Source organism: Pseudomonas sp. G2-4 (assembly GCF_030064125.1).
GTDB lineage: Bacteria > Pseudomonadota > Gammaproteobacteria > Pseudomonadales > Pseudomonadaceae > Aquipseudomonas.
This window is the reverse complement of the sequence record NZ_CP125957.1, coordinates 5,054,024-5,076,761: the sequence shown is the minus strand read 5'-3', so window position 1 is coordinate 5,076,761 and position 22,738 is coordinate 5,054,024. Positions and strand designations below refer to the sequence as shown.

At 61.4% G+C, this 22,738-nt stretch carries 23 protein-coding genes; 11 read left to right on the top strand and 12 right to left on the bottom strand.

The window, feature by feature from the left end:
• The first annotated feature begins 8 nt into the window (after nucleotides 1-8).
• The 3 genes from QNH97_RS22195 (at nucleotide 9) to groL (ending at nucleotide 2,717) form a co-directional block, all read left to right on the top strand.
• Nucleotides 9-485 carry an FxsA family protein gene (locus tag QNH97_RS22195; RefSeq protein WP_283553922.1) on the top strand — a complete coding sequence of 159 codons (477 nt, stop codon included), beginning with the start codon at nucleotides 9-11 and terminating at the stop codon, nucleotides 483-485.
• 244 nt (nucleotides 486-729) lie between these two features.
• Complete coding sequence (locus tag QNH97_RS22190) at nucleotides 730-1,023, top strand: co-chaperone GroES (protein ID WP_024619193.1); 294 nt, start codon at nucleotides 730-732, stop codon at nucleotides 1,021-1,023.
• 50 nt (nucleotides 1,024-1,073) lie between these two features.
• A complete protein-coding gene (gene groL / locus QNH97_RS22185; protein WP_283553921.1) occupies nucleotides 1,074-2,717 on the top strand; it encodes a chaperonin GroEL in 1,644 nt (547 codons plus the stop codon).
• 193 nt (nucleotides 2,718-2,910) lie between these two features.
• On the opposite strand, the gene QNH97_RS22180 is transcribed toward groL, so the two are convergent.
• A complete protein-coding gene (locus QNH97_RS22180) occupies nucleotides 2,911-3,654 on the bottom strand; it encodes a phosphatase PAP2 family protein (protein WP_283553920.1) in 744 nt (247 codons plus the stop codon).
• Nucleotides 3,655-3,889: 235 nt separating this feature from the next.
• On the opposite strand from QNH97_RS22180, the gene colR reads away from it, so the two are divergent.
• The 5 genes from colR (at nucleotide 3,890) to QNH97_RS22155 (ending at nucleotide 7,580) form a co-directional block, all read left to right on the top strand.
• The gene (colR, locus tag QNH97_RS22175; protein WP_025215158.1) at nucleotides 3,890-4,573 is read left to right on the top strand and encodes a two-component system response regulator ColR; all 684 of its coding nucleotides are present in this window, start codon (nucleotides 3,890-3,892) and stop codon (nucleotides 4,571-4,573) included.
• On the top strand, nucleotides 4,563-5,840 hold the full coding sequence (locus tag QNH97_RS22170) for a sensor histidine kinase (RefSeq protein WP_283553919.1): 1,278 nt from the start codon (nucleotides 4,563-4,565) through the stop codon (nucleotides 5,838-5,840). The genes colR and QNH97_RS22170 overlap by 11 nt, the downstream gene beginning before the upstream one ends.
• Nucleotides 5,841-5,966: 126 nt before the next feature.
• Nucleotides 5,967-6,635 carry a class I SAM-dependent methyltransferase gene (locus QNH97_RS22165; RefSeq protein ID WP_283553918.1) on the top strand — a complete coding sequence of 223 codons (669 nt, stop codon included), beginning with the start codon at nucleotides 5,967-5,969 and terminating at the stop codon, nucleotides 6,633-6,635.
• Nucleotides 6,636-6,639: 4 nt separating this feature from the next.
• Nucleotides 6,640-7,350 carry a lipopolysaccharide kinase InaA family protein gene (locus QNH97_RS22160; protein ID WP_283553917.1) on the top strand — a complete coding sequence of 237 codons (711 nt, stop codon included), beginning with the start codon at nucleotides 6,640-6,642 and terminating at the stop codon, nucleotides 7,348-7,350.
• 2 nt (nucleotides 7,351-7,352) lie between these two features.
• Nucleotides 7,353-7,580, top strand: a complete 228-nt coding sequence (locus tag QNH97_RS22155; RefSeq protein ID WP_283553916.1) for a hypothetical protein — start codon at nucleotides 7,353-7,355, stop codon at nucleotides 7,578-7,580.
• A 242-nt stretch (nucleotides 7,581-7,822) separates the two neighbouring features.
• Here QNH97_RS22155 and QNH97_RS22150 read toward each other — a convergent pair whose 3' ends face one another.
• From QNH97_RS22150 to QNH97_RS22100, 11 genes are all read right to left on the bottom strand, one after another.
• The gene (locus QNH97_RS22150; protein WP_283553915.1) at nucleotides 7,823-10,849 is read right to left on the bottom strand and encodes a multidrug efflux RND transporter permease subunit; all 3,027 of its coding nucleotides are present in this window, start codon (nucleotides 10,847-10,849) and stop codon (nucleotides 7,823-7,825) included.
• Between the two features lie 13 nt (nucleotides 10,850-10,862).
• Nucleotides 10,863-12,011: an efflux RND transporter periplasmic adaptor subunit gene (locus QNH97_RS22145; RefSeq protein WP_283553914.1), complete on the bottom strand. Its 1,149-nt coding sequence runs from the start codon at nucleotides 12,009-12,011 to the stop codon at nucleotides 10,863-10,865.
• 155 nt (nucleotides 12,012-12,166) lie between these two features.
• On the bottom strand, nucleotides 12,167-13,264 hold the full coding sequence (locus QNH97_RS22140; protein ID WP_283553913.1) for a DUF1513 domain-containing protein: 1,098 nt from the start codon (nucleotides 13,262-13,264) through the stop codon (nucleotides 12,167-12,169).
• 2 nt (nucleotides 13,265-13,266) lie between these two features.
• A complete protein-coding gene (locus QNH97_RS22135) occupies nucleotides 13,267-14,331 on the bottom strand; it encodes an imelysin family protein (protein WP_283553912.1) in 1,065 nt (354 codons plus the stop codon).
• A 28-nt stretch (nucleotides 14,332-14,359) separates the two neighbouring features.
• Entirely contained in the window at nucleotides 14,360-15,787 is a 1,428-nt protein-coding gene (locus QNH97_RS22130) for a di-heme oxidoreductase family protein (RefSeq protein ID WP_283553911.1), read from the bottom strand.
• Nucleotides 15,788-16,075: 288 nt separating this feature from the next.
• The gene (locus QNH97_RS22125) at nucleotides 16,076-17,416 is read right to left on the bottom strand and encodes a sensor histidine kinase (RefSeq protein ID WP_283553910.1); all 1,341 of its coding nucleotides are present in this window, start codon (nucleotides 17,414-17,416) and stop codon (nucleotides 16,076-16,078) included.
• Nucleotides 17,417-17,482: 66 nt separating this feature from the next.
• On the bottom strand, nucleotides 17,483-17,920 hold the full coding sequence (locus tag QNH97_RS22120; RefSeq protein ID WP_283553909.1) for a Spy/CpxP family protein refolding chaperone: 438 nt from the start codon (nucleotides 17,918-17,920) through the stop codon (nucleotides 17,483-17,485).
• A gap of 293 nt (nucleotides 17,921-18,213) precedes the next feature.
• Nucleotides 18,214-18,891 carry a response regulator transcription factor gene (locus QNH97_RS22115; protein WP_283553908.1) on the bottom strand — a complete coding sequence of 226 codons (678 nt, stop codon included), beginning with the start codon at nucleotides 18,889-18,891 and terminating at the stop codon, nucleotides 18,214-18,216.
• 7 nt (nucleotides 18,892-18,898) lie between these two features.
• Nucleotides 18,899-19,309 carry an SH3 domain-containing protein gene (locus tag QNH97_RS22110; protein ID WP_283553907.1) on the bottom strand — a complete coding sequence of 137 codons (411 nt, stop codon included), beginning with the start codon at nucleotides 19,307-19,309 and terminating at the stop codon, nucleotides 18,899-18,901.
• 106 nt (nucleotides 19,310-19,415) lie between these two features.
• On the bottom strand, nucleotides 19,416-19,715 hold the full coding sequence (locus tag QNH97_RS22105) for a YciI family protein (protein WP_283553906.1): 300 nt from the start codon (nucleotides 19,713-19,715) through the stop codon (nucleotides 19,416-19,418).
• A gap of 1 nt (nucleotide 19,716) precedes the next feature.
• Entirely contained in the window at nucleotides 19,717-20,313 is a 597-nt protein-coding gene (locus QNH97_RS22100; protein WP_283553905.1) for a septation protein A, read from the bottom strand.
• A gap of 87 nt (nucleotides 20,314-20,400) precedes the next feature.
• On the opposite strand from QNH97_RS22100, the gene QNH97_RS22095 reads away from it, so the two are divergent.
• Genes QNH97_RS22095 through QNH97_RS22085 form a run of 3 tightly spaced genes read left to right on the top strand, consistent with a single transcriptional unit; the run spans nucleotide 20,401 to nucleotide 22,738 of the window.
• The gene (locus tag QNH97_RS22095; protein ID WP_283553904.1) at nucleotides 20,401-21,264 is read left to right on the top strand and encodes a PHP domain-containing protein; all 864 of its coding nucleotides are present in this window, start codon (nucleotides 20,401-20,403) and stop codon (nucleotides 21,262-21,264) included.
• 13 nt (nucleotides 21,265-21,277) lie between these two features.
• The gene (locus QNH97_RS22090) at nucleotides 21,278-21,907 is read left to right on the top strand and encodes an L-threonylcarbamoyladenylate synthase (protein WP_123346552.1); all 630 of its coding nucleotides are present in this window, start codon (nucleotides 21,278-21,280) and stop codon (nucleotides 21,905-21,907) included.
• Nucleotides 21,908-22,738, top strand: coding sequence for a segregation and condensation protein A (locus QNH97_RS22085; RefSeq protein ID WP_502944407.1), 831 nt, complete (start codon nucleotides 21,908-21,910; stop codon nucleotides 22,736-22,738).

Below are 22,738 nucleotides of genomic sequence, written 5' to 3'. Positions count from 1 at the left end.
ACCATTTGATGCGCCCTTTTTTGTTGCTCTTTCTGCTGTTCCCGGTGTTGGAGCTGTTCGTATTCGTCAAGGTCAGCGGTGCGATCGGGTTTTTCCCGGCGCTGCTGCTGGTCATTCTCGGCACGATGCTCGGCGTGTTCGTGCTGCGCATTGCCGGCCTCGCCACGGCATTGCGTGCCCGTGAAAGCCTGAACCGTGGCGAGCTGCCTGCCCAGACCATGCTCGAAGGCCTGATGCTGGCCCTGGGGGGCGGTCTGCTGATCCTGCCTGGTTTTATCAGCGACGTGCTGGGCTTGGTCATGCTGTTGCCATTCACCCGTCGGTTGCTGGCCAATAAAATGCGCCAGCGCGCCGAAGAGCAGGCGATGCGCCAGCGGGCCTTCGCCGATGACCTGCAGCCCCGTGGCGGACCGCCTCCGCGAGAACCCCTGGGCCGCGAGCCCAACGTGATCGAAGGCGAATTCGAACATCGCGACCCTAAGTAAAAACCAGCGGCACGGCACCTTAAGGTGCCGTGTTCGTTTTTGGCTCCGAGAAGTAAAAAATTTCACACCCAGCCCTTGTAATCGGCTTGTACGCCCTTATGTATGGGTCACCGCAAGGTTTCCGGTGGCAACACTGGACAGACTTCCGCGGTTCGCTTGACGAACCGCACCCGGCACAGCCGGATTCGTTAAACCCGCCGGGACTACACCGGCCGATGAAAACCACAATTAGGAGAGATCGACAATGAAGCTTCGTCCTCTGCATGACCGCGTCGTCGTCCGTCGCAGCGAAGAAGAAAAGAAAACCGCTGGCGGTATCGTCCTGCCAGGTTCGGCTGCCGAGAAGCCAAACCAGGGTGAAGTCCTCGCTGTAGGCCCAGGCAAAGCACTGGAAAACGGTGAAGTACGTGCGCTGTCCGTGAAAGTGGGTGACAAGGTTGTATTCGGCCCTTACTCCGGTAGCAACACTGTGAAAGTCGATGGCGAAGACCTGCTGGTAATCGGCGAGAGCGAAATCCTCGCTGTTGTCGAAGGCTGATTTTCCCGTTCATTTTCCCGCGACTACAAAGTATTTAAGGAATATCGATCATGGCTGCTAAAGAAGTTAAATTCGGCGATTCCGCCCGCAAGAAAATGCTCGCCGGTGTCAACGTCCTGGCTGACGCAGTAAAAGCGACCCTGGGCCCGAAAGGCCGTAACGTGATCATCGAGAAAAGCTTCGGCGCTCCGACCATCACCAAGGACGGCGTTTCCGTTGCCAAAGAAATCGAGCTGAAAGACCGCTTCGAAAACATGGGCGCGCAACTGGTCAAAGACGTTGCCTCCCGTGCCAACGATGACGCCGGTGACGGCACCACCACCGCCACCGTCCTGGCTCAATCGATCGTCAACGAAGGCCTGAAAGCCGTCGCTGCCGGCATGAACCCGATGGACCTCAAGCGCGGCATCGACAAGGCGACCATCGCCATTGTCAAAGAACTCAAAGCCCTGTCCAAGCCATGCGCTGACACCAAGGCGATCGCTCAGGTCGGCACCATCTCGGCCAACTCCGACAACTCCATCGGCGACATCATTGCCGAAGCCATGGAAAAAGTCGGTAAAGAAGGCGTGATTACCGTTGAAGAAGGCTCGGGCCTGGAAAACGAACTGTCGGTTGTTGAAGGCATGCAGTTCGACCGTGGCTACCTGTCCCCGTACTTCGTCAACAAGCCAGACACCATGACCGCCGAGCTCGACGGCCCGTTGATCCTGCTGGTCGACAAAAAGATCTCGAACATCCGTGAGCTGCTGCCAGTGCTGGAAGCCGTTGCCAAAGCCGGCCGCCCACTGTTGATCGTGAGCGAAGACGTTGAAGGCGAAGCCCTGGCGACCCTGGTTGTGAACAACATGCGCGGTATCGTCAAGGTGGTTGCCGTCAAGGCTCCGGGCTTCGGCGATCGTCGCAAGGCCATGCTGCAGGACATCGCTGTCCTGACCGGCGGTACCGTTATCTCTGAAGAGATCGGCCTGAGCCTGGAAAGCGCTACCCTGGAACACCTGGGTAATGCCAAGCGCGTCACCGTGACCAAGGAAAACACCACCGTCATCGACGGCGCTGGCGTTGAGACTGACATCCAGGCTCGCGTGACTCAGATCCGTGCACAAGTGGCCGAGACTTCGTCCGACTACGACCGTGAAAAACTGCAAGAGCGCCTGGCCAAGCTGTCCGGCGGCGTTGCAGTGATCAAGGTTGGCGCCGGTTCCGAAGTTGAAATGAAAGAGAAGAAAGCCCGCGTTGAAGACGCGCTGCACGCAACCCGTGCCGCCGTTGAAGAAGGCGTGGTACCTGGCGGCGGCGTGGCACTGGTTCGTGCCCTGCAAGCCATCAGCGAACTCAAAGGCGACAACGATGACCAGAACGTGGGCATCCAACTGCTGCGTCGCGCTGTAGAAGCGCCGCTGCGCCAGATCGTTGCCAACTCCGGCGACGAGCCAAGCGTTGTGGTCGACAAGGTCAAGCAGGGTTCGGGTAACTACGGTTACAACGCTGCTACCGGTGAATACGGCGACATGATCGAAATGGGTATCCTGGACCCGGCCAAAGTGACTCGTTCGGCTCTGCAAGCGGCTTCGTCGATTGCCAGCCTGATGATCACCACCGAGGCGATGATCGCTGAAATCAAGGACGACGCTCCAGCTGGCGGCGGTATGCCAGACATGGGCGGCATGGGTGGCATGGGCGGCATGATGTAAGCCAGCCTTACCCCTGTAGCGAAAAACCCCGTCTGCGCAAGCAGGCGGGGTTTTTTAATGCCTTGGATTCATGACACGGCGCCAATTCCCCCAGTGGGAGCGAGCTTGCTCGCGATAGCGGTGGGTCAGAGCCGGGTACATGAACTGACACACCGTAATCGCGAGCAAGCTCTCTCCCACATTTAAATCATGTTCAGGCGTTGGCGGGCTGGCTCAGCGCTATGCGATCAGCCGTGGCGGCCGGTCGGTACAAGATGTAGTAGTAACACCCCAGGCAGATCAGCCAACAGAACACTGCCGTCCATACATTGTGGGAAAAGAAGTGCGCCCCCTGCATCATCCGGCCCACGGAGAACACGGTTCCCAGGCCGAAGGCGAAGATCAGGGCCCGGCGCGCCAGGCGTGGGCGGCGGTCGCGCAGCACAAAGAACAGCGCAAACAGCGTGAACCCGGTGGCAGCGTGACCGCCGGGCCAGCAGCGGCCAGGTTTGTCGGTGGCCGGGCGCGGGCTCAGCAGTTCACTGTAGGTTTCCTTGCCGCCAAACTCCTTCAGGCTCCACGGGCATTGCACGGCCGTCACCGCTTTCATCGGCGTGACGAAGGACGTCGCCAGTGCGAGGGACAGCACCAGGCAACCCAGTTCCCGTTTGAATGGCTTGAGTCGGGCGATGAAAAACGTGCCGATAAACCCGAGCACCGCCAGCAAGGAAAATACGATGACCACCTCTTTGGCTCGGTCATGCAGGATGTCCTCCAGAATAAAACTGTGCCGGCCCATGAATTCCCCGGCGGCCGAGTTGTAAAACAGCTTGGCCAGGTCCATGTCCAGTGTGGTCAGTTCCAACAGCACCAGGACGACCGCGACAACGACGGGCAGACCCAGGGCGATCCGCAAATTCAGCGGTCTGGAGGCAGGGCGGATGGCGGTGGAAACCATGACAGTACCTTTGGTGGGGGTTTCGTAAGCAGGGGATTGCGCGCAAGTCTGGTCTGTACTGCGTTGGAGAGGCGTGAATGCTGGGTGAAAAACTCGTCAATGCCTGCCGGGCTTCACGTGGGTTTGTTCCAGCTGCTTGTCACGACATGAGCAGATACAACTCTAGCCGTGGGCCACACTTGGCCTTAAGCTGCGCGGGCCACGACGACTGTCCACGTGCGCAGAGGAGATGCCCATGCGAATTCTGTTGGTTGAAGACAACCGCGACATCCTGGCCAACCTGGCCGATTACCTGGGGCTCAAGGGCTACACCGTCGATTGTGCCCAGGACGGCTTGTCGGGTTTGCATCTGGCCGCTACCGAACACTACGACTTGATCGTGCTCGACATCATGCTGCCGGGCATCGATGGCTACACCTTGTGCAAGCGCCTGCGTGAGGACGCCCGGCGCGATACGCCGGTGATCATGCTGACCGCGCGGGATCAGTTGGACGATCGTCTGCAGGGCTTCAAGTCCGGGGCCGATGATTACTTGATCAAACCCTTTGCCCTGTCGGAACTGGCGGCGCGGATCGAGGCCGTCATGCGTCGTGCCCAGGGCGGTGGCCGTCGCGCCTTGCAGGTGGGCGACCTGAGTTACGACCTCGACACCCTGGAAGTCACCCGTGAAGGCAAGCTGCTCAAGCTCAACCCCGTAGGCCTGAAACTGCTGGCGGTATTGATGCAGAAAAGCCCCCACGTGTTGCGCCGGGAAATCCTCGAAGAGGCGCTGTGGGGCGACGATTGCCCGGACAGCGACAGTCTGCGCAGCCACGTCCATCAACTGCGCCAAGTGATCGACAAACCGTTCGACAAGCCACTGCTGCACACCGTGCACGGCGTGGGTTATCGCCTGGCCGAGGGCCGAGATGGAGTTTAAGCAGAGCCTTGCCCAGCGGATCATTATCGCTTTCGCGCTGATGAGCGCGTTGGTGGCGGGGGCATTTGCCATGGGCATCGTGGCGACGGTCCATCTGGTGGAAGAAAAACTGATTTCCGCCGGGCTTGGGGGCGACCTGCAACGTCTGTTGTTGATGGACAGCGTCTCTGACTGGAGCCATCGTCCGGAACCCGACCAGTTGTTTTACTTCAGTGGCGGTCCCGGTGACTTCGAGCTGCCCAAGGACCTGCGCCATCTGGATCGCGGCTTCCACGAGGTGTTTCGCGAACAGTTGTCGTATCACGCCATGGTCGAAGTCGTCGACGGTCGACACTACGTGCTGCTGCAAGACCAGAGCGACTTTGAAGAGCGCGAACGGGTGCTGTTCGCCGTAGTGCTGGTGGGCTTCGTGCTCAGTCTGGCGCTGGCGGTATTCCTGGGCTGGGTCCTGGCACGCCGGGTGATGGCGCCCGTGGTTCGCCTGGCTCAGCAAGTACGCCATCGCGACCAGCTACTCGGGCTCGCTCCGCCGCTTGCCCCGGATTATGCCGCCGATGAAGTGGGTGAGCTGGCCGTGGCGTTCGACGCCACACTGGGGCGGCTGCGCCAGGCCTTGACGCGTGAGCGGTTGTTTACCAGCGACGTGAGCCATGAGTTGCGTACACCGTTGATGATCCTGGCCAGCTCCTGTGAGCTGCTGCTGGAAAACCCGGCCCTGGATCAGCGTGGCCGCATGCAGGTCGAGCGCATCAACCGGGCCAGCGAAGAGATGCGCGAGTTGGTGCAAACCTTCTTGATGCTCGCCAGGGCCCAGCGTGAAGACAACGGCATGGCGCCTCGGCTGGCGCTTGCCCCGGTGGCTGAAAACCTCCTGGGGGTGTGGCGTGGCCCAATCGAATCCAAAGGCCTGACGCTGATCTTCGAGCCGGGCCAAACCGTCGACACCCTGTATAACGCCACGTTCCTGACCGCCGTCATGGGCAACCTACTGCGCAATGCCTTGCACTACACCGACCAGGGATTCATCCGCCTCTCGTTGACCGCCACCGGATTCGTGGTCGAGGACAGCGGTGTGGGCATCCCGGAGGAGAAGCGCGAGGCGATGTTCGAGCCGTTCGTACGCGGCAACGAAAAGCGTGGCGAGGGGCTTGGGTTGGGGCTGTCACTGGTGCAACGGATTTGCGAGAACCAGGGCTGGACGGTGCGCCTCAGCACGATGGAACCCAGCGGGTGCCATTTCGAGGTGGAACTGAATCCGCAGACCTGATCTCTCTGTCAGAAAAATCTTGTAAACATTGGGCCGTTTACATAACAAAGTTTTCACAGAGGGATGACCTGACACTGACACGGCAATTCATAAGGTGGGCTATCCCAGTCATGGAGGCGCCCATCAATGCCCGATCCCATCAAGCTCGATTTCTCCGCAAAGTACGACGAAAAGCACGCCAAAAGATACTTTCATAAGCATCGAAGCAGCTTGAGTCGCCGCTTTTCCAACCAGCGAGATCAACAACTGGCCCGTCGGGCATTAGCGCTTGTAGGCGACCCAGGCTTGGTACTGGACCTGCCGTGTGGCGCCGGGCGCTTTTGGCCCTTGTTGGCCGAAAAACCCAACCGGGTGATCATCGGCGCCGACAATTCCGAGGCCATGATCAAGACTGCAGTTGAGGCTCAACCGAGCGATGTCGTGGAACGGGTACAACCCTTGCACACTTCTGCGTTCGACATCGCCTTGCCTGATAACGCCGTCGACAACATTTTTTGTATGCGCCTGCTGCACCACATCGGTGAGCCCGCGCATCGACTGGCGATTCTGAGGGAGTTCGAGCGTGTCAGTCGTGACAGCGTGATCGTTTCATTGTGGGTCGACGGCAATTTCAAAGCTTGGAAACGCAAGCGTCAGGAGCGAACTCGTGCGCAAAGAAACTATCAGAATCGATTTGTGTTACCGGTCGCTACAGTAGAAGAGGAGTTTCGGCAGGCCGGGTTTAGCATTCAGGAACGACTGGATTTTCTACCGCTCTATGCCATGTGGCGAGTTTATGTATTGCGCAAGAGGTAAAGGCATGGGTGTGCAGGCAGCAGAAACATCAACAATTCCCCCCGATAACTTCGAACACTTCTGGAGCCAGCAGGGTGAGTGGGTGGAAGAGCCCAATGTGCGTCGCGGCGGTGAAAGCGGTGTGCAGCGAATCAGCAGCAGAGACGGCGAGCTGCTGTATGCCAAGCGTCAAACCGGACACATTTATCGCAGCTGGCTGCACCCCTTCGGGCGGCCGACTGTATTGCGGGAACAAGACGCGCTCCTGGCGTTGACTCGACTTGATGTCCGCGTCCCCCAGCTCATTTTCTGTGGCGTCCAGCGGGACCCGGTTCACAAGTGGCGCGCGGTGCTGGTGACCCATGCGCTGGAAGGTTTCGAGGAAATCCAGGATTGGTATGCCGGTGGTGGACGCGAGCGTCATGGCGAAGCGGTGCATGACCAGATTCTCCAGGCACTGGCCGAGAACCTGGCTCGCATGCACAAGGGACGTTGGCAGCATGGCTGTCTCTATATCAAGCATGTCTTTGTGCGCGTGGCCGGGGAGGGCGAGGCGGCCAAGGCCGAAGTGGCCCTGCTGGATCTGGAGAAATGTCGCCAGCGCATGACCGCCCGGCAAGCGGCCTCCCATGACATGAAGCAGCTGCGGCGCCATTCGTCGTTCAGCGACGCTGATTGGAAAAAACTCGTCTACTTTTATGAGGCGGCGTTTGGCAGCGCTATCAAAGGTTTATAGCGATGAAACTAGAAATTGCTAGAGGTGTGTTTTTAGTAGGCGCTCTGGCAGTTGCATCGATGGCGGTGGCTGTTTGGGAGCAGCCCCGCTCGCAGATCCTCAGTGCCTCCAACGCTGGCGCTCATTGCCCTTTGCCAAGGGTGGTCAAGGCCAGCGAGGCGATCCGACCGGATAACGATCTGTTGCTGTTCATGTTCAGTCTTTCTCAAGGGATGAGGCCGCAGAGTTGAACATCATGAAGCCCAAATAAAGGCCTCGTCTATGCGAGGCCTTTTATTTTTTAGGTCTTTCTAATACCCGCCACGAGCCCCCCGCCAAACACTCAACCTGTGGCGAGGGAGCTTGCTCCCGCTGGACCGCGAAGCGGTCCCCATCGATTTCCAAGGTCAGGCCGCAGTCGGGCTATGACGACTGCTTCGCAGCCGAGCGGGAGCAAGCTCCCTCGCCACATAGTCCCCCGTCCAAACAACCTTCAGGCTTTGTCCGGCTTGGCCAGCAGGGTGTAGACGCAAGGCAGTACGAACAGCGTGAACAAAGTACCAATCGACATTCCGGTAGCGATCACCATGCCGATATCGAAGCGGCTCACCGCCCCGGCACCCGTGGCGAGGATCAGCGGCACCATGCCAAACACCATCGCCGCGGTGGTCATCAGTACCGGTCGCAGACGAATCGAGGCCGCTTGCTCCACCGCGTCCCGTGGCGTCAGTCCTTGCTCCTTGCGTAACTGGTTGGCGAACTCGACGATCAGGATCCCGTGCTTGCTGATCAGGCCGATCAGCGTTACCAGCCCCACCTGGGTGTAGATGTTCATGCTCGACCAGCCGAGGAACAGTGGAATCAACGCTCCGCAAATGGACAGCGGAACCGTCACCAGAATCACCAGCGGATCCCGGAAACTTTCGAACTGAGCGGCCAGCACCAGGAAGATGATCGCCAGGGCCAGGGCAAAGGTGACCCACAGAGCGCTACCTTCCTGTACGAACTGCCGCGAAGCCCCGGCGTAATCGAAGGCAAAACCTACCGGTGCTTCCTCCTGGGCGATCTGGCGGACGGTCTCGATGGCTTCGCCCATGCTCACGATGGGAAAACCGGAAATCGTGACTGCATTGAGCTGCTGGAACTGGTTCAATTGCCGTGGCCGTGCCCGGTCGCTGACCTTGATCAGGGTCGACAGCGGCAGTAACTCACCCTGGGTATTTTTCACGTAGTAATTGTTCAACCAGTCCGGGTTGTCCCGAAAGGACCGTTCGACCTGCGCGATGACCTTGTAGCTGCGCCCTTCAATGGTGAAACGATTGATCTCGGCCTCACCCAGCAAGGTCGCCAGGGTGCCGCCCAGGTCCTGCATCGAAACCCCCATCTGGGCCGCTTTGGCGCGGTCGATGTCGACCACCACTTCGGGCTTGTCGAACGCCAGGTCAATGTCCATGAAGGCGAACTTTCCGGATTCCAACGCGCGTTTTTTTACCCGATCGGCGATTTCAAGCAGTGTGGCGTAATCCTTCGGTGAGTTGATGACAAAGGCGAATGGCAGACCCTCGCCCGTGCCTGGCAGGGAGGGCAGGTTGAAGCCGAATATCTGCAGGCCCGGAATGCTTTTGAGCCTGGCCTGGACTTCGGGCAGGATTTCCATTTGGGTGCGGCTGCGTTCGTTCCACGGCTTGAGCAGGAAACCGCCGATGCCAGACTGCACGCCGTTGTAGCCGTTGATCTGGAACGAGGAGTAGTACTCGGGGAACTCCTTGAAGATCGTGATGAAGTGATCGGTGTAGGCGTTCAGGTAGTCGAGGTTGGTTGTCTGCGGGGCATTGGCCATCATGAAAATGATGCCCTGATCCTCGTCGGGTGCCAGTTCGGACTTGCTGAACATGATCAGCACCGGAATCAGGAGCAGGATGATCCCGGCGAACACCAGCACCACCGGCCGTGCATTGAGCGTGCCGTGAAGCAGGCGCTGGTAACGGCTCTTCAAGCGCTCGAAGATCATGTCCAGCCGATGGGCCAGCCCCGAGGGGTTTTCGTCGTGGCGCAGCAGCAGGGCACACATCATGGGCGACAGGGTCAGGGCGACGATCCCGGAAATCACCACCGCCCCGGCCAGGGTCAAGGCGAACTCCTTGAACAAGGCCCCCGTCAGGCCTTCGAGCAAGCCGATCGGCGCGTACACCGCCGCCAGGGTGATGGTCATCGAGACGACCGGCATGGCGATTTCCCGGGCCCCTTCTATCGCGGCGTCAAAGGGGGTCTTGCCTTCCTCGATGTGCCGGTGGATGTTCTCCACCACCACGATGGCGTCGTCCACCACCAGGCCAATGGCAAGCACCATGGCCAGTAGCGTCAGGAGGTTCATCGAGTAGCCCATCAACTGCATGAAGAACATCACGCCGATCATCGACAGCGGTATGGTCACCACCGGGATGATCACCGAGCGCAGGGCACCGAGGAACAGGAACACCACGACGATGACGATCAGCACCGCCTCGAACAGGGTTTTCACCACCTCGTCGATGGACGCCTGGATAAACAGGGTGGCGTCGTAGGCGATCTCGGCCTTGAGGTTGGTCGGCAGTTGGGCCTCCATCTCCGGCATGATCTTGCGCACTTCCTTGATCACATCCAGCGGGTTCGCGCCGGGCGTGGCCTTGATCCCGATGTACACCGAGGGCGTGCCGCCGAAGGAGCTGATGGTGTCGTAGTTTTCGGCGCCCATCTCCACGCGGGCGACGTCCCGCAGCAACACGCGGCTGTCGCCATCGGTCTTGAGCGGGATCGCCGCGAAGGCCTCGGCGGACTTGAGTTCGGTGTTGGCGTTGATGCTGGTGACCACATACTCGCCTTTCACTTCACCAGCGGCAGAGAGGAAGTTGTGCTGGCGCACGGCGTCGGTCACGTCGGCGGCGGTGAGGCCGAAACCGGCGAGCTTGACCGGGTCCAGCCACAGGCGCATGGCGAAGACCTGGTTGCCGAGGATCTCTGCTTCGGCCATGCCCGGCAGTGTCGCCAGCTTGGGCTGGATCACCCGTGAAAGGTAGTCGGTGATCTGCGGGTTGTTCAATTCCTTGCTGAAAAAGCTGATGTACATCAGCGCCGAGGCATCGGCGGCCTCGCGGCTGAGGACCGGGTCTTCGGCATCCTGGGGCAGTTGGTTCTTGACCTCGTTGGCCTTGGCCAGCAGTTCGGTAAAAAGCCGGTCGCTGTTGGAGCCGATGCGGGCATAGACCGATATCACCGAGAAGTTCTGGCGGCTGACCGAGGTCATGTAGTCGATGCCCTCGGCGCTGGCCAGGCTCTGTTGCATCGGTTGGGTGATGTAGCCCTGGATGGTCTCGGCATTGGCCCCGGGGTAGGCGGTGGTCACCGTGATCAGGGCGTTCTCCATCTGCGGGTACTGCCGCAGGGGCAACTTGCTCCAGGCCTGGAAGCCCAGGAGCACGATCAACAGGCTGACCACGGTGGCGAGCACCGGGCGGCGGATGAACGGGTCGGTAAAAGCCATGGGGGTTCCTTGATCAGTCCGCGCGCGGCGGGCTGTTCTGTTCGGTCAGGGTCTTGTCGTCGCTGATGGCGATGGGCGTACCGTTGTCGAGCTTGATCTGGCCGCCGATCACGACTTGTTCGCCGCTCTGCACGCCCTTTGAAACCAGGACTTGCCCGTCGCGTCGCTCGCCGGTTTCGACAAAGCGCCGCTCGGCGATCAGGACCGGCTGGCCCTTGTCGTCTTTCTCGACTTTGCCGTCGGCGTCTTTCTTCTGCGTGACCACGTACATGGAGTTGCCGTAGAGGGTGTAGGTCACAGCGCTTTCCGGCACGACGATGCCGGCGGCCACGTCTGGCAGGATCACCTGCAGGTTGGCGAACATACCGGGCAACAGTTTGCCGTCGGGGTTGGCCAGGGTGGCACGTACCAGCACGTTGCGGGTGCTGTCCTCGACCTTGGGGTTGATCGCGCTGATGGCGCCGACGAACGTCTGCCCGGGATAGGCCGAGACGCTGACGTTGACGGGTTGGGCAACGGCGAGCTTGGGCACGGTTTGCTCGGGGACGTAGAAATCCACATAAAGGCTGCTGAGATCCTGCAGGGTGGCGATCACCGTGCCGCTGGCCAGGTAGTCGCCGACGTCCACCTGGCGAATGCCGATGGTGCCGCTGAACGGTGCCAGGATGTGTTTCTTGGCCAGGGACGCCTTGAGCTGATTGACCGTGGCCTGGTTCTTTTTCAACTGCGCCGAGAGCCGGTCGAACTCCCCCTTGGAGATCGCCTGGCTGCCCACCAGTTGTCGGCCACGACCGAAATCCAGTTGTGACAGCCCAAGGTCGGCCTCGGCGGTCGACAGCAGGGCACTTTCGACGTCACTGTCCAGTTGCAGGAGCGGTTGGCCGGCCTTGATCTTCTGCCCGGACTGGAACTGCACCTTCTGCACGGTTCCGGCAATTTCCAGGCTCAGGTCCACGCCTTGCAGGGCCTTGAGGCTGCCGACGGTGGGCAGGCGCGCCTGCCAGGGCTGCTCGACGGCCTTGGCCACGGCGACGCTGACCGGTGGCTTGGGTGCAGAAAACATCTGGATCTGCTGGTAAACGGAGTAGGCCTTGTAGCCGGCGAGCAACAGCACCACCAGCAGGACAACACCCAACATGATCAGCATGCGGCGTCGCAGCATGTTCCACTTCCTTGGAAAAAAGCCGAGAGAAAAGACAGACAGGCGGGCACATTACTCCGAGTGTGCGGGGTATTCCAGATCCTGATGGGCCGCTGGGGCGTGGGATTTTTCCCAAAAACCAAGGCGCTGAGCGCCGATAGGCTTCGCCCCCTTGCTCAGGCCAGATGCAAATGGTTGTCCCAGAGCCCTGCCGGCAGATCCAGCGGCTTTGCAACCAGTTGTGTCTGCCTACAATCGTAGTAGCGGCAACGTCCCTGGCCAGATGTCACGACGAAACCGTCGGCCACCGCACCCACGCCAGCACAGTCCGGCAGCGGCGCATCCAGGCGTACTTCGCCGCTGTCCAGGTCCCAGATGAAAAAGCGGTTGCCACGGGGAGCGGTCAAGGCCACCAGGCGCAGGTCGCTGTGCACGGCGACGCTGGCGGTGTAGTGCCCCATCGCCTGCAATTGCTGCTCGGGCACCGGGAACGCCTGGAACGGCTGGCCCGGCCGTTTGATCGCCAACAGCTGCGAGGACTCGTGGGCATCGCCCATGAACTGCTGGCCGGACACGATGGTGCCGTCGCTGGCGATACCCAGGTGGCGCACGCTGTTCATCGATTGGGCAAGGGTTTCCTTGCTCAGCAGCGTGCCATCGCGGTGCATCAGCACCAGGCTAGGCTCCATGGCGTCGAGGTTCATTTCGACCCGACTTTCGGCTTCGGTGCGAATGCCGCCATTGGCCACCACCAGCGTCTCGCCATCGGGCATCCAGGACACCTGGTGCGGGCCGATGCCGTGGGTGGACATCTCGCCGCTGTGCACCAGCCGCTCGCCTTCGAAACGGTACACGCCGAGCAGGCCGCGTCCGGGATCGCTGGTGTCGTTCTCGGTGGCGTACAGCCATTCGCCGCTGTTATGGATCACGGCGTGGCCGTAGAAATGCCGGTTCGGCAGCGAGGTAATGGTTTGCAGCAACGCGCCGTCGCGCAGGTCGATCAGGTAGCTTTCGGTACCTGGGCGGCGGGCGACGAACAGCGCAATCGGCTGCGTCGGATGATGGATGATGTCATGGCAGCGCTGGCCGACTTGGGTGGCGAACACCTGGGTACCGTCCAGTCGATAGCCGACGGCGTAATGCTTGCCGTCGCCATCGTCCCGTGCTGAAAGCAATAGCGGACGCTTGTCCTGTTGCTTGAACAGCGTCCAGCCGCCCAGGGTAACGGCGCCGAGCAGCAAGCTGCCCAGTGCCAAGGCCTGACGTCGAAACATGGTCAGTCACCGTCGTTGGCGTTGAAGCCCAGTTGAATGCCCAACGCCTTGGCCAGTTCGCCTTCGTGCAGGCGATGGACGACGTTGAGGCTGTCGTACAAATCGTTGAGTTGCTGGCGCCCGGCGTCGTCGTTGAGCATCTCGGTCAGCGAGCGCTGGCTGCTGGCGAACAACTTCAACGAGGCATCGTAGGCGGCATCGATCTTGTCGGCCAGTGGCTTCTGGTCGCTGGGCAACAGGCCGCGCAGGCCCTTGTTATCCACGCCTGCCCAGACGGTCCTGGCCGCGTTCAGGCTGGCTTCCAGACCTTGCAGGGACGACTGGCTGCGCCAGGCATCGGCCTGGAATGGTTGTGGCACGCCCTTGCTCTGACGGCCCATCGGCGTGCCGAGTTTTTTCTTCAGGGTGTCAAGGGCGGTGACCTGGACCCGCAGCAGATCGGCGATGGCTTCGTGGGAATCGGCGTAGCGCTGGTTCGGGAACTTGCTCATCTGGGCGAGCATGCCGTCGTTGGTGTTCCAGCGCGACAGGATCTCTTCGGCCAGTTGTTTCTGGCGTTCACCGATGGCGGTCAGCAGTGGGCAGTATTTGGCTTTTTGCGCACTGTCGGCCATGTCGATCTTGGCGTCGAACAGCAAGTACTCATAGGCCGAAAGGCCCTGGACCACGACGCTGGACTTGGCCAGTCCAGCGGCGTCGATCTGCGGCTGGCTGTTGACCAGTTGCTCGACCTGACGGCCCACGAGGTTTTTCTTGTCTGGCCAGAACTGCACCTGCCAGGCGCGGTTGCCCTCGGCCAGTGGACCGATCAGCAGCGGCTGCAGCTCGGCCCAGGCTTTTTGTGCCTTGAGGAAATCGGCGCGGGCGGTTTCCAGGTTCTCCTTGCCTTGGCAGAACGCCAAGGCGCTGGTCGCCAGTTGCCGGTCGGCGTCGACCCAGCGGCTGTAGGTCGGCAGGATCACTTGCTTGGCGATGGCCGCCGAGGTGACCGCTTGCGGGTCCTGGGGCGAACAGGCACCGAGGGCGAGGGCGGCGAGGCTGGTGAACAACAGCTTGGGACGGAACATGTCGGGCTCCCGTTTTCGGAAAATGCGTTTAAAGGGAATTCAGAAAGGCCAGCAACGCAGCACGCTGCTCGGCGTTGAACGATAGAACCTGTCGCTGTGCCGCTTGTGCTTCGCCGCCATGCCACAGCACGGCTTCGAGCAGATTGCGGGCGCGACCGTCGTGCAAGAACTGGGTATGGCCGTTGACGGTTTCGGTCAGACCGATGCCCCACAGCGGCGGTGTGCGCCAGTCACGGCCGCCGGCCTTGAATTCGCTGCGGTTGTCGGCCAGGCCTTCGCCCATGTCGTGCAACAGCAGGTCGCTGTAAGGGCGGATGACCTGGTTCGCCAGCTCCGGTTCGGCCGCGTTGGCGGAGGTGGTGTATTTCGGTGTGTGGCAAGACTGGCAACCGGCCTGGAAAAACAGATTCTTGCCGGCCAGCACCTGGGGCGAGTTCACCTCGCGACGGGCCGGCACGGCAAGATTGCGGCTATAGAACAGCACCAATCGCAGGATGTTGTCGCTGACTTCTGGCTCGCCGTCCGGGCCGTTGCCGCTGGGCGCGCGTTTGCAGTCGACCTGGGTCTCGGTGCAATCGTCGAAGGGTCGCAGGCTTGTGGTCAGGCCCATATCACCGGAGAAGGCGTGGACGTTCTGTTGGTTGAGGTTGGGTTGGCCGGCTTTCCAGCCGAAACGCCCCAGCACGGTTTTTTGCTGAACGTCGTCCCAGACTTGGTTGGGACGACCGGCAATGCCGTTGTTTTCCCGCGCCTGGGCCTCGGCGTTGGCCAGGATCGCTTCGTCGGGGATGGCCTCCAGCAGGCCCAGGCCGATCATCGGCGGGGCGACGCGGGCGGAAAAACGCGTGTCCGGATGCATCGGTCCATAGGCCAGTTGGGTGATTCGCAGGTCTGGCTTGCGCAATTCCACGACGGTGCCGTCCTTGAAACGTACCGGGACCGGGCTGTAATCGACCCGGACCTTGCCTTCGGGAGCGACACCGGGGACGGACATGTCCTGCAACTGCCCGCCGTAAACCGGCTCCGGCACGACCCCCAGTTGCTCGATGATCTTGGCGTAAGGCGGCGCATCGGGGATCGACAGGCGTACCAGCATCGATACCGCACTGGCGGCGTCCGGCGCCGGCGGATGGCCGCGACCGTCCTTGATGTGGCAGTTCTGGCAGGCGTTGGTGTTGAACAACGGGCCGAGGCCATCGCGCGCGGTGGTGGTCGAAGGGGCGATCACCCAGGGGCTGCGGAAGAAACTGTTGCCGACGCTGAAGTCCACGCGCCGCGAGGGCGGCAGGTTGGCCGAGGGCAAGGAGAAGGCGTTCTGATCGGTCTTGCGTACCGTCGCGCCACCACCGGAGCGGGCTTCACCGGGTTCGGCCTGGGTAAAACGCGGGGCATCATCGCAGGCACTCAGGCCCAGGGCCATGAACAGAGCGCATAGACGAAGAGGCAACGACGGCATCGGACATCCTGGGAGACGAGTGAAACGAGGGCGCAAAGTCTAACAGGGCGGGGCAGTTTGAATAAGAGGAATTATCGTTTGGTTTGAGGGGGGCTCTCTTGCTATTGGGTTCGGCAACACCGCTCACTTAGGCTTGCTTGATTCCCTGTGGCGAGGGAGCTTGCTCCCGCTCGGTTGCGCAGCAACCGCAAAATCTTGGGGCCGCTTCGCAGCCCAGCGGGAGCAAGCTCCCTCGCCACAGAGTGCAGCATTGCCCTGGAGTCAACAGATCAACTGTGCATTTGCAGGTTACGGCTGGACAACAGCCCCCGGCACCAATGGCAACTCCAGAGTCGCGATGAACCCACCATCAGGATGGTTGGCCAGCACCAGCGCACCACCATGGCGTTCGGCGGCACGGCGCGCAATGGCCAGGCCCAGGCCATGGCCGGCGGCGGTCTGGCCGGGGGCGCGGTAGAACGGCTCGCTCAACTGGCCCAGGTGTTCGGCCTCCACGCCCGGCCCGTGGTCGCGCACGCTGATCAGGATCCGTTCGCCCTGATGCACCGCGCGCATCTCGATCGGTTGTCCGGCGGGATTGAAGCGCTGGGCGTTGCGCAGCAAGTTGTCCACCGCCCGCTCGATCATGGTTGGCCAGCCCTTGAGGGTCAGGTTCGGCTCCGTTTCCAGTTGCACGTTTTGTTCGGGTGAAGCCAGCTGCGCATCTTTCTGCAGGGTGATCAGCAGGCCGTTGAGGTCCACCTCCTCGGCGCTGGCGTTGTCGGCATCGACCCGGGCCAACACCAGGATTTCGCTGATCAGCGCTTCCAGGCGATCGCATTCGCGAGTCAGGCGAGGCCAGAGCTTTTCACGTTCCTCGGGGTTGGCTCGTTCAGCCAATGCCAGGGCGATGCGCAAGCGGGCCAAGGGCGAGCGCAGTTCGTGGGACACGTCGCGCAACAGCTGCCGTTGACTTCCGATCAAGCTTTGCAGGCGCGCGCCCATGCGGTTGAAATCGGTGGCGAGCACACCGAATTCATCCCGACGGTTGGCGAGCTTGGCGAGGCTGTTCTGCTGGTAGGTGGCTTGGCCCAAGTCATGCACCGCACCGCGCAGGCGACTCAGCGGGCGGGTGATGGAGAGGGTCACCAACAGGCTGAACAAGGTCAGCACCACCAGGGCGATACCCAATGCGCTGAGGGGCCAGAGCAGGCTTTCGCGGTGCCAGGCGTCCAGTTCGGGATGGGGGATGCGGTAGATGAACAGGTACGTGTCGCCCGTTTTGGCGCTGGTGAACTCGTCGGTCAGTCGCCGCCAGGGCAGGCGCCGGTCGTCATTGTTCTGCCGCGCTTCGAAGGCGGCGGCGCGACGCGGGAAGGTGCCGCGGACCACCGGGTCGCCGCTTTCGTTGAGCACCTGGACGTCGATGTGATACTGGTGCTTGCGTTGTTGCAGGATGTCCTGGGCCGCGTCTTCGCCCTGGCTTTCGTAGATTTGCGTCCACTCTTCGGGCAGCGTGTTGAGACCCGGATGGCGACTGAGGATCCAGGCGTCCTGGTTCAGCATGTGGCCCATAAGAATCGAAAGCCCCCCGACCAGGGCGATGGCCAGCCAGAAACTGGCCAGGATGCGCCAGAACAATGAACGCACGTTGAATCCTCGAGAACAAAGAAAGCCCAACGGCGATTTGCCGTTGGGCTGGGTACCTTCAACGCATTATTGCGCTTTTTGCGGTTGTTGCGCTTTCCAGGCCTTGAACTCGGCCCACTCGGCCCGACGCTCGGCTTGCTTCTTCTGAATCGCGTCGAACTCTTTTTGCTGTTCAGGCTTCAGCAGCCCACGAATCTGCGCATCGACTTTCTCACGCCGAGCCTCCACCTCGTCTTTCATGGCTTTCTGATCGGCTGGCGACAATTTGGCCAGGTACTTCTCCATCAATTCGCGGCGTTCGTGACGCTGTTCGCCCATGATCTTGCGAATCTGCTGGCGTTGTTCGCGGCTCAGGTCCAGTTCGCTGAAGGGGCCTTTGTCATGCATCATCCCGCCGTGGCGCGGGCCGTCCATCGGACCCATCGGGCCGGGGCCCTCGGGCATGGCCATGGCGACGGTAGGCAGGGCGGCAGCGAACATCAGAGCGATAAGGGTCTTGCGCATGGGGTATCTCCTTGTCTCATTCCCGGTCAGTTCCGGATGTGTGCAGATTACGGAGATCAAGGTCAGCGGCGGTCAGGGGGGCGTAAAGCTTGGGTAAAGACGACTTGGTGCAGGGCTTACAAAACCAATAAGCCTGCACACCGATTGTGTTGAAGATAAGGCAACCAGGTGGCGAGGGAGCTTGCTCCCGCTGGGCTGCGAAGCGGCCCCGAGATTTTGCGGTCGCTGCGCAACCGAGCGGGAGCAAGCTCCCTCGCCACAGGTTAGCCATGCCCCTCGGTCCAAACAGTGTCCTAGAGACTGTAGTAATAACCCCGGCTACGCAGGGCGACAATGCGTGGGCGCCCGTCGGGGTGGGGGCCGATTTTCTTGCGCAGGTTGCTCACGTGCATATCGAGGCTACGGTCGTACAGGGTGAGTTTGCGGCCCAAGGCGATCTGCGCCAGTTCCTGCTTGTCCAGCGGCTCGCCCGGTTGCTTGAGTAGCGCTTCGAGCAAGCGGCTTTCGGAAACGGTGAGGGTCTGTTCCTGTTCATCGATGCTGACCACGCCACGCACCGGGCTGAAGGTCAGGTCCCCCAATTCGATCTGGCTGGACACCGCCGTCGGATGGCTGCGGCGCAAGACGGCGCGCAGGCGGGCGGTCAGTTCGCGGGGGTCGCAGGGCTTGGCGAGGTAGTCGTCAGCGCCCAGTTCCAGGCCAAGGATGCGGTCCAGCGGCTCGCCCCGGGCCGAAAGCATCAGCACCGGCAGTTCCGGGTGATCGTTGCGCAACTGCTTGAGCAGTTCCAGGCCGCTGCCGTCGGGCAGCATCACATCCAGCACCACCGCCGCCGGGGCGGTTTCGGCCAGGGCCTTGCGAGCACTCTGGCCGTCATGGCAGGCGCGGACCTGGAAACCTTCCTGGCCCAGCCAACTGCCGAGGAGCTCACACAGCTCCTGGTCATCATCAATCAGTAACAGCTCGCTCATGACTCACTCAATTTAGCCATTGCCGACGTTGTCTACGTCCACCGCTGGCAAAGATACCGCAGAGCAGGGCCAATAGCGCTACCCCGGCGCCAATGACGAACCATTGCTGTTGATCGGTCAACAGGCGTGGCAGAGGGCTGGCCTGGGCTTCCTTGAGTTGCAGCTTCAGGCGCTGGTTCTCCTGGCGTAACCGGGCCAGCAACGCGCTCTCGCGTTCGCTGTCGGCGTTTTGCAGTTGTCTGCCCAGCTCTTCGCGCTGGCGTTCGCTGTCTTTCAAGCGTTGCTGCAGCTCGGCGATATGGCTGCCGGCGCTCAGGGACAAGGGCGCCGAATGGCTGCCCTCGGTGTTTTCTTCACCATGGGCGGGAGCCCCGATCGCCAACGTGACCAACAACAGGCACAACGGACCTTTGCGCATTGCAACTCCTGAATTCCAATCGAGATTAGACAGGTTGTCGGCAGGCCAACGAGAACAATGAGCAATCGGGCGCAATGAGCCGGCAAGACTCATCGCCCCTGGGGATTCAGGGCAGGACTTGCTTGAACGGCTTGACCACGACATTGGCATAGACGCCGCAGGCTACGAACGGGTCGGCCTCGGCCCAGGCCTGGGCAGCTGCGAGGGAGTCGAACTCGGCCACGATCAGGCTGCCGGTGAACCCTGCGGCGCCCGGGTCATTGCTGTCTACCGCCGGGAGCGGACCAGCCAGCACGATGCGGCCTTCGGCCTTGAGCTGTTGCAGGCGCTCCAGGTGCGCGGGGCGGTTGGCCAGGCGTTTTTCCAGGGAGTTGGCGACGTCGGTGGCAATGATTGCGTAGAGCATGTCAGTCCTCGGTTTTTGGCGTGGTGGTGTCTGCATCGTGCAGATGACGGGCCAGGTAGATGCCCTGGGCAATCAGGAACAGCAGCGTCATGCCCAGGCTGCCGAAGACCTTGAAGTCGACCCAGTAGTCCTGGTACGTGAACGCGACAAACAGATTGGCGGCGCCGCAGAACAGGAAAAATGCGATCCAGGCGATGTTCAACCGGGTCCAGATCAGGTCGGGCAGGTTCACGGCGTGGCCCATGATGCGCTTGATCAGCAGGCGATCACCGATGAAGTGGCTGCCGATGAAGGCCAGTGCGAACAGCCAGTTGACCACCGGGGCTTTCCATTTAAGGAAGGTTTCGCTGTGGAACGCCAGGGTCAGGCTACCGAACACGAGGCAGGCGATCAGGGTCAGCCACTGGCTCTTCTCCAGCTTGCGCTGGGACACGAACAGCGCGCCGTAGACCACCAGGGAACTGATGATCAGCATCGCGGTGGCGCTGTAGATGCCGCCTACAGTCAAGGAATGACCGGCGATATCGACGGTCCGTGGATCAAGTTTGTAGACGATGAAAAACAGCAGGAGCGGGATGAAGTCGATGAATTGTTTCACAGTGGCAGCCAGAAGCAGGATGTGGCGGCATAATAACAAACATCCTTGGCCGCGATAGGGCCAGCTGATTTGAGGTAACAAACTCTCGTGAATGTTGATTTGCACTGCCACAGCACGGCCTCCGATGGCGCCTTGGCGCCTGCGGTTCTGGTGGCGCGGGCGTTCGAGCACGGCGTGCGAGTCCTGGCCCTGACCGATCACGACACCCTCGAAGGCCTCGACGAGGCCCGTAGCGCCGCCACGGCGTTGGGCATGCAGTTGGTCAATGGGGTTGAGTTGTCTTGTACCTGGGGTGGGGCGACCATCCACGTGCTGGGCTACGGTTTTGATGTGAATGCCCCGGCGCTGGTTCGGGCTATCGCCCAATTACGCGACGGCCGCTGGCTGCGCTCCGAAGAGATCAGCCGCAAGCTGGCCCTCAAGGGCATGCCCGGTGCGCTGGAAGGCGCCCGGCAGATCCAGCAGGAACTGGGTGACAGCGGCAATGCACCGGCCCGGCCACACTTTGCCGACTGGATGGTGCGCGAAGGGTTCGTCAAGGACCGCGCTGAAGCGTTCCGCAAGTGGTTGGGCGCTGGCAAGCTGGGGGACGTCAAACAGCACTGGCCGACGCTCGAGGAAACCGTCGAGACCCTGCGGGCCGCTGGCGCCTGGGTCAGCCTGGCGCATCCGTGGCACTATGACTTCACTCGTAGCAAGCGCCGGCGCCTGATCGGCGACTATATTCAAGCAGGGGGCCATGCCATCGAGGTGGTCAACGGCCATCAGCCGGCCGAGCAGGTCGGCAGCCTGGCGATTCTGGCCCGTGAGTTCGGCCTGCTGGTCACCGCCGGCAGTGATTTCCATGGCCCTGGAGGCTGGTCCGAGATTGGCGAATACCGCCCGTTGCCGGAAGATCTGCCACCGCTTTGGTGTAGATTCAAACATGATCCCGTTACCGCCGCCGTCTGAACAGGTAGAACATGTGAGTCAATTTTTCCAGATTCATCCGGAAAACCCGCAAGCGCGCCTGATCAAACAGGCGGTTGAAATCATCCGTGGCGGTGGCGTCGTGATTTATCCCACCGACTCCGCCTACGCCATTGGCTGCCAGATCGGCGACAAGAACGCCGTGGAGCGGGTGAGACGCCTGCGTCAGTTGGATGACAAGCACAACTTCGCATTGATTTGCAGCGACCTGTCGCAGTTGGGTCTGTTCGCCAAGATCGACACCGGTACCTTCCGCCTGCTCAAGGCCCATTTGCCAGGGCCGTACACCTTTATCCTCAACGCCACCCGGGAAGTCCCGCGGCTGTTGCTGCACCCGAAAAAACGCACCATCGGCCTGCGGGTGCCGAGCCACCCCATTGCCCTGGCACTGCTGGCGGAGCTGGGTGAGCCACTGATGAGCGTGACGTTGATCATGCCTGGCGAGACCGAGCCGATGACCGATCCTTACGAAATGCGTCAGTTGCTCGAACATCAGGTGGACCTGATCATCGACGGCGGTTTCGGCGGCATGGCGGCGTCCACGGTGATCAACCTGGCCGACGGCGAACCGCAAGTGGTACGCGTCGGTTGCGGCGATCCGGCGCCGTTCCTGGTCGAGGCCTGAATGTCCGCTGTGGAAGCCGCCGTGGATAGCGCGGACAGCCAGGCCGGCGCGCAGCAAGAACTGCCGTTTGCCATGGTCTATGGCCAGGCGGTCATGGAAATGCCCCTGGACCTGTACATCCCGCCGGATGCGCTGGAAGTGTTCCTCGAGGCCTTCGAGGGCCCGCTCGACTTGCTGCTGTACCTGATCCGCAAACAGAACATCAACATCCTCGACATCCCGGTGGCGGAAATCACCCGCCAGTACATGGGCTACGTCGAACTGATGCAGTCGGTGCGCCTGGAGTTGGCGGCGGAATACCTGGTGATGGCGGCCATGCTGGCCGAGATCAAGTCGCGGATGCTGCTACCGCGCTCGGCGGAGGTCGAAGCGGAAGAAGACGACCCGCGTGCCGAGCTGATCCGACGCTTGCAGGAATACGAGCGCTTCAAGGTCGCCGCCGAAGGCCTCGATGGCTTGGACCGGGTCGGACGCGACGTGGTGGTGCCCAAGCTTGATGCGCCGGAGGCTCGGGCGCGCAAGTTGCTGCCGGACGTCAGCCTGGAAGAGTTGCTGATGTCCATGGCCGAGGTCCTGCGCCGGGGCGATATGTTTGAAAGTCACCAGGTCAGCCGCGAAGCGCTGTCCACCCGCGAGCGCATGAGCGATGTGCTGGAACGGCTCAAGGGCGGTGGTTTCGTGCCTTTCGTCGAGCTGTTCACCGCCGAGGAGGGGCGGTTGGGGGTGGTGGTGACGTTTATGGCGGTCTTGGAATTGGTCAAGGAATCCTTGGTCGAGCTGGTGCAGAATGAGCCGTTCGCAGCGATCCACGTGCGGGCACGAGCCGAATAA

Coding starts and splice junctions, on each gene's coding strand:
- QNH97_RS22195 (WP_283553922.1), top strand. CDS start 9: ATGCGCCCTTTTTTGTTGCTCTTTCTGCTGTTCCCGGTGTTGGAGCTG.
- QNH97_RS22120 (WP_283553909.1), bottom strand. CDS start 17,920: ATGCGCAAGACCCTTATCGCTCTGATGTTCGCTGCCGCCCTGCCTACC.
- QNH97_RS22180 (WP_283553920.1), bottom strand. CDS start 3,654: ATGGTTTCCACCGCCATCCGCCCTGCCTCCAGACCGCTGAATTTGCGG.
- QNH97_RS22140 (WP_283553913.1), bottom strand. CDS start 13,264: ATGTTTCGACGTCAGGCCTTGGCACTGGGCAGCTTGCTGCTCGGCGCC.
- QNH97_RS22160 (WP_283553917.1), top strand. CDS start 6,640: ATGGGTGTGCAGGCAGCAGAAACATCAACAATTCCCCCCGATAACTTC.
- QNH97_RS22150 (WP_283553915.1), bottom strand. CDS start 10,849: ATGGCTTTTACCGACCCGTTCATCCGCCGCCCGGTGCTCGCCACCGTG.
- QNH97_RS22105 (WP_283553906.1), bottom strand. CDS start 19,715: ATGCTCTACGCAATCATTGCCACCGACGTCGCCAACTCCCTGGAAAAA.
- QNH97_RS22165 (WP_283553918.1), top strand. CDS start 5,967: ATGCCCGATCCCATCAAGCTCGATTTCTCCGCAAAGTACGACGAAAAG.
- QNH97_RS22170 (WP_283553919.1), top strand. CDS start 4,563: ATGGAGTTTAAGCAGAGCCTTGCCCAGCGGATCATTATCGCTTTCGCG.
- colR (WP_025215158.1), top strand. CDS start 3,890: ATGCGAATTCTGTTGGTTGAAGACAACCGCGACATCCTGGCCAACCTG.
- QNH97_RS22145 (WP_283553914.1), bottom strand. CDS start 12,011: ATGCTGCGACGCCGCATGCTGATCATGTTGGGTGTTGTCCTGCTGGTG.
- groL (WP_283553921.1), top strand. CDS start 1,074: ATGGCTGCTAAAGAAGTTAAATTCGGCGATTCCGCCCGCAAGAAAATG.
- QNH97_RS22155 (WP_283553916.1), top strand. CDS start 7,353: ATGAAACTAGAAATTGCTAGAGGTGTGTTTTTAGTAGGCGCTCTGGCA.
- QNH97_RS22135 (WP_283553912.1), bottom strand. CDS start 14,331: ATGTTCCGTCCCAAGCTGTTGTTCACCAGCCTCGCCGCCCTCGCCCTC.
- QNH97_RS22130 (WP_283553911.1), bottom strand. CDS start 15,787: ATGCCGTCGTTGCCTCTTCGTCTATGCGCTCTGTTCATGGCCCTGGGC.
- QNH97_RS22190 (WP_024619193.1), top strand. CDS start 730: ATGAAGCTTCGTCCTCTGCATGACCGCGTCGTCGTCCGTCGCAGCGAA.
- QNH97_RS22115 (WP_283553908.1), bottom strand. CDS start 18,891: ATGAGCGAGCTGTTACTGATTGATGATGACCAGGAGCTGTGTGAGCTC.
- QNH97_RS22085 (WP_502944407.1), top strand. CDS start 21,908: ATGTCCGCTGTGGAAGCCGCCGTGGATAGCGCGGACAGCCAGGCCGGC.
- QNH97_RS22110 (WP_283553907.1), bottom strand. CDS start 19,309: ATGCGCAAAGGTCCGTTGTGCCTGTTGTTGGTCACGTTGGCGATCGGG.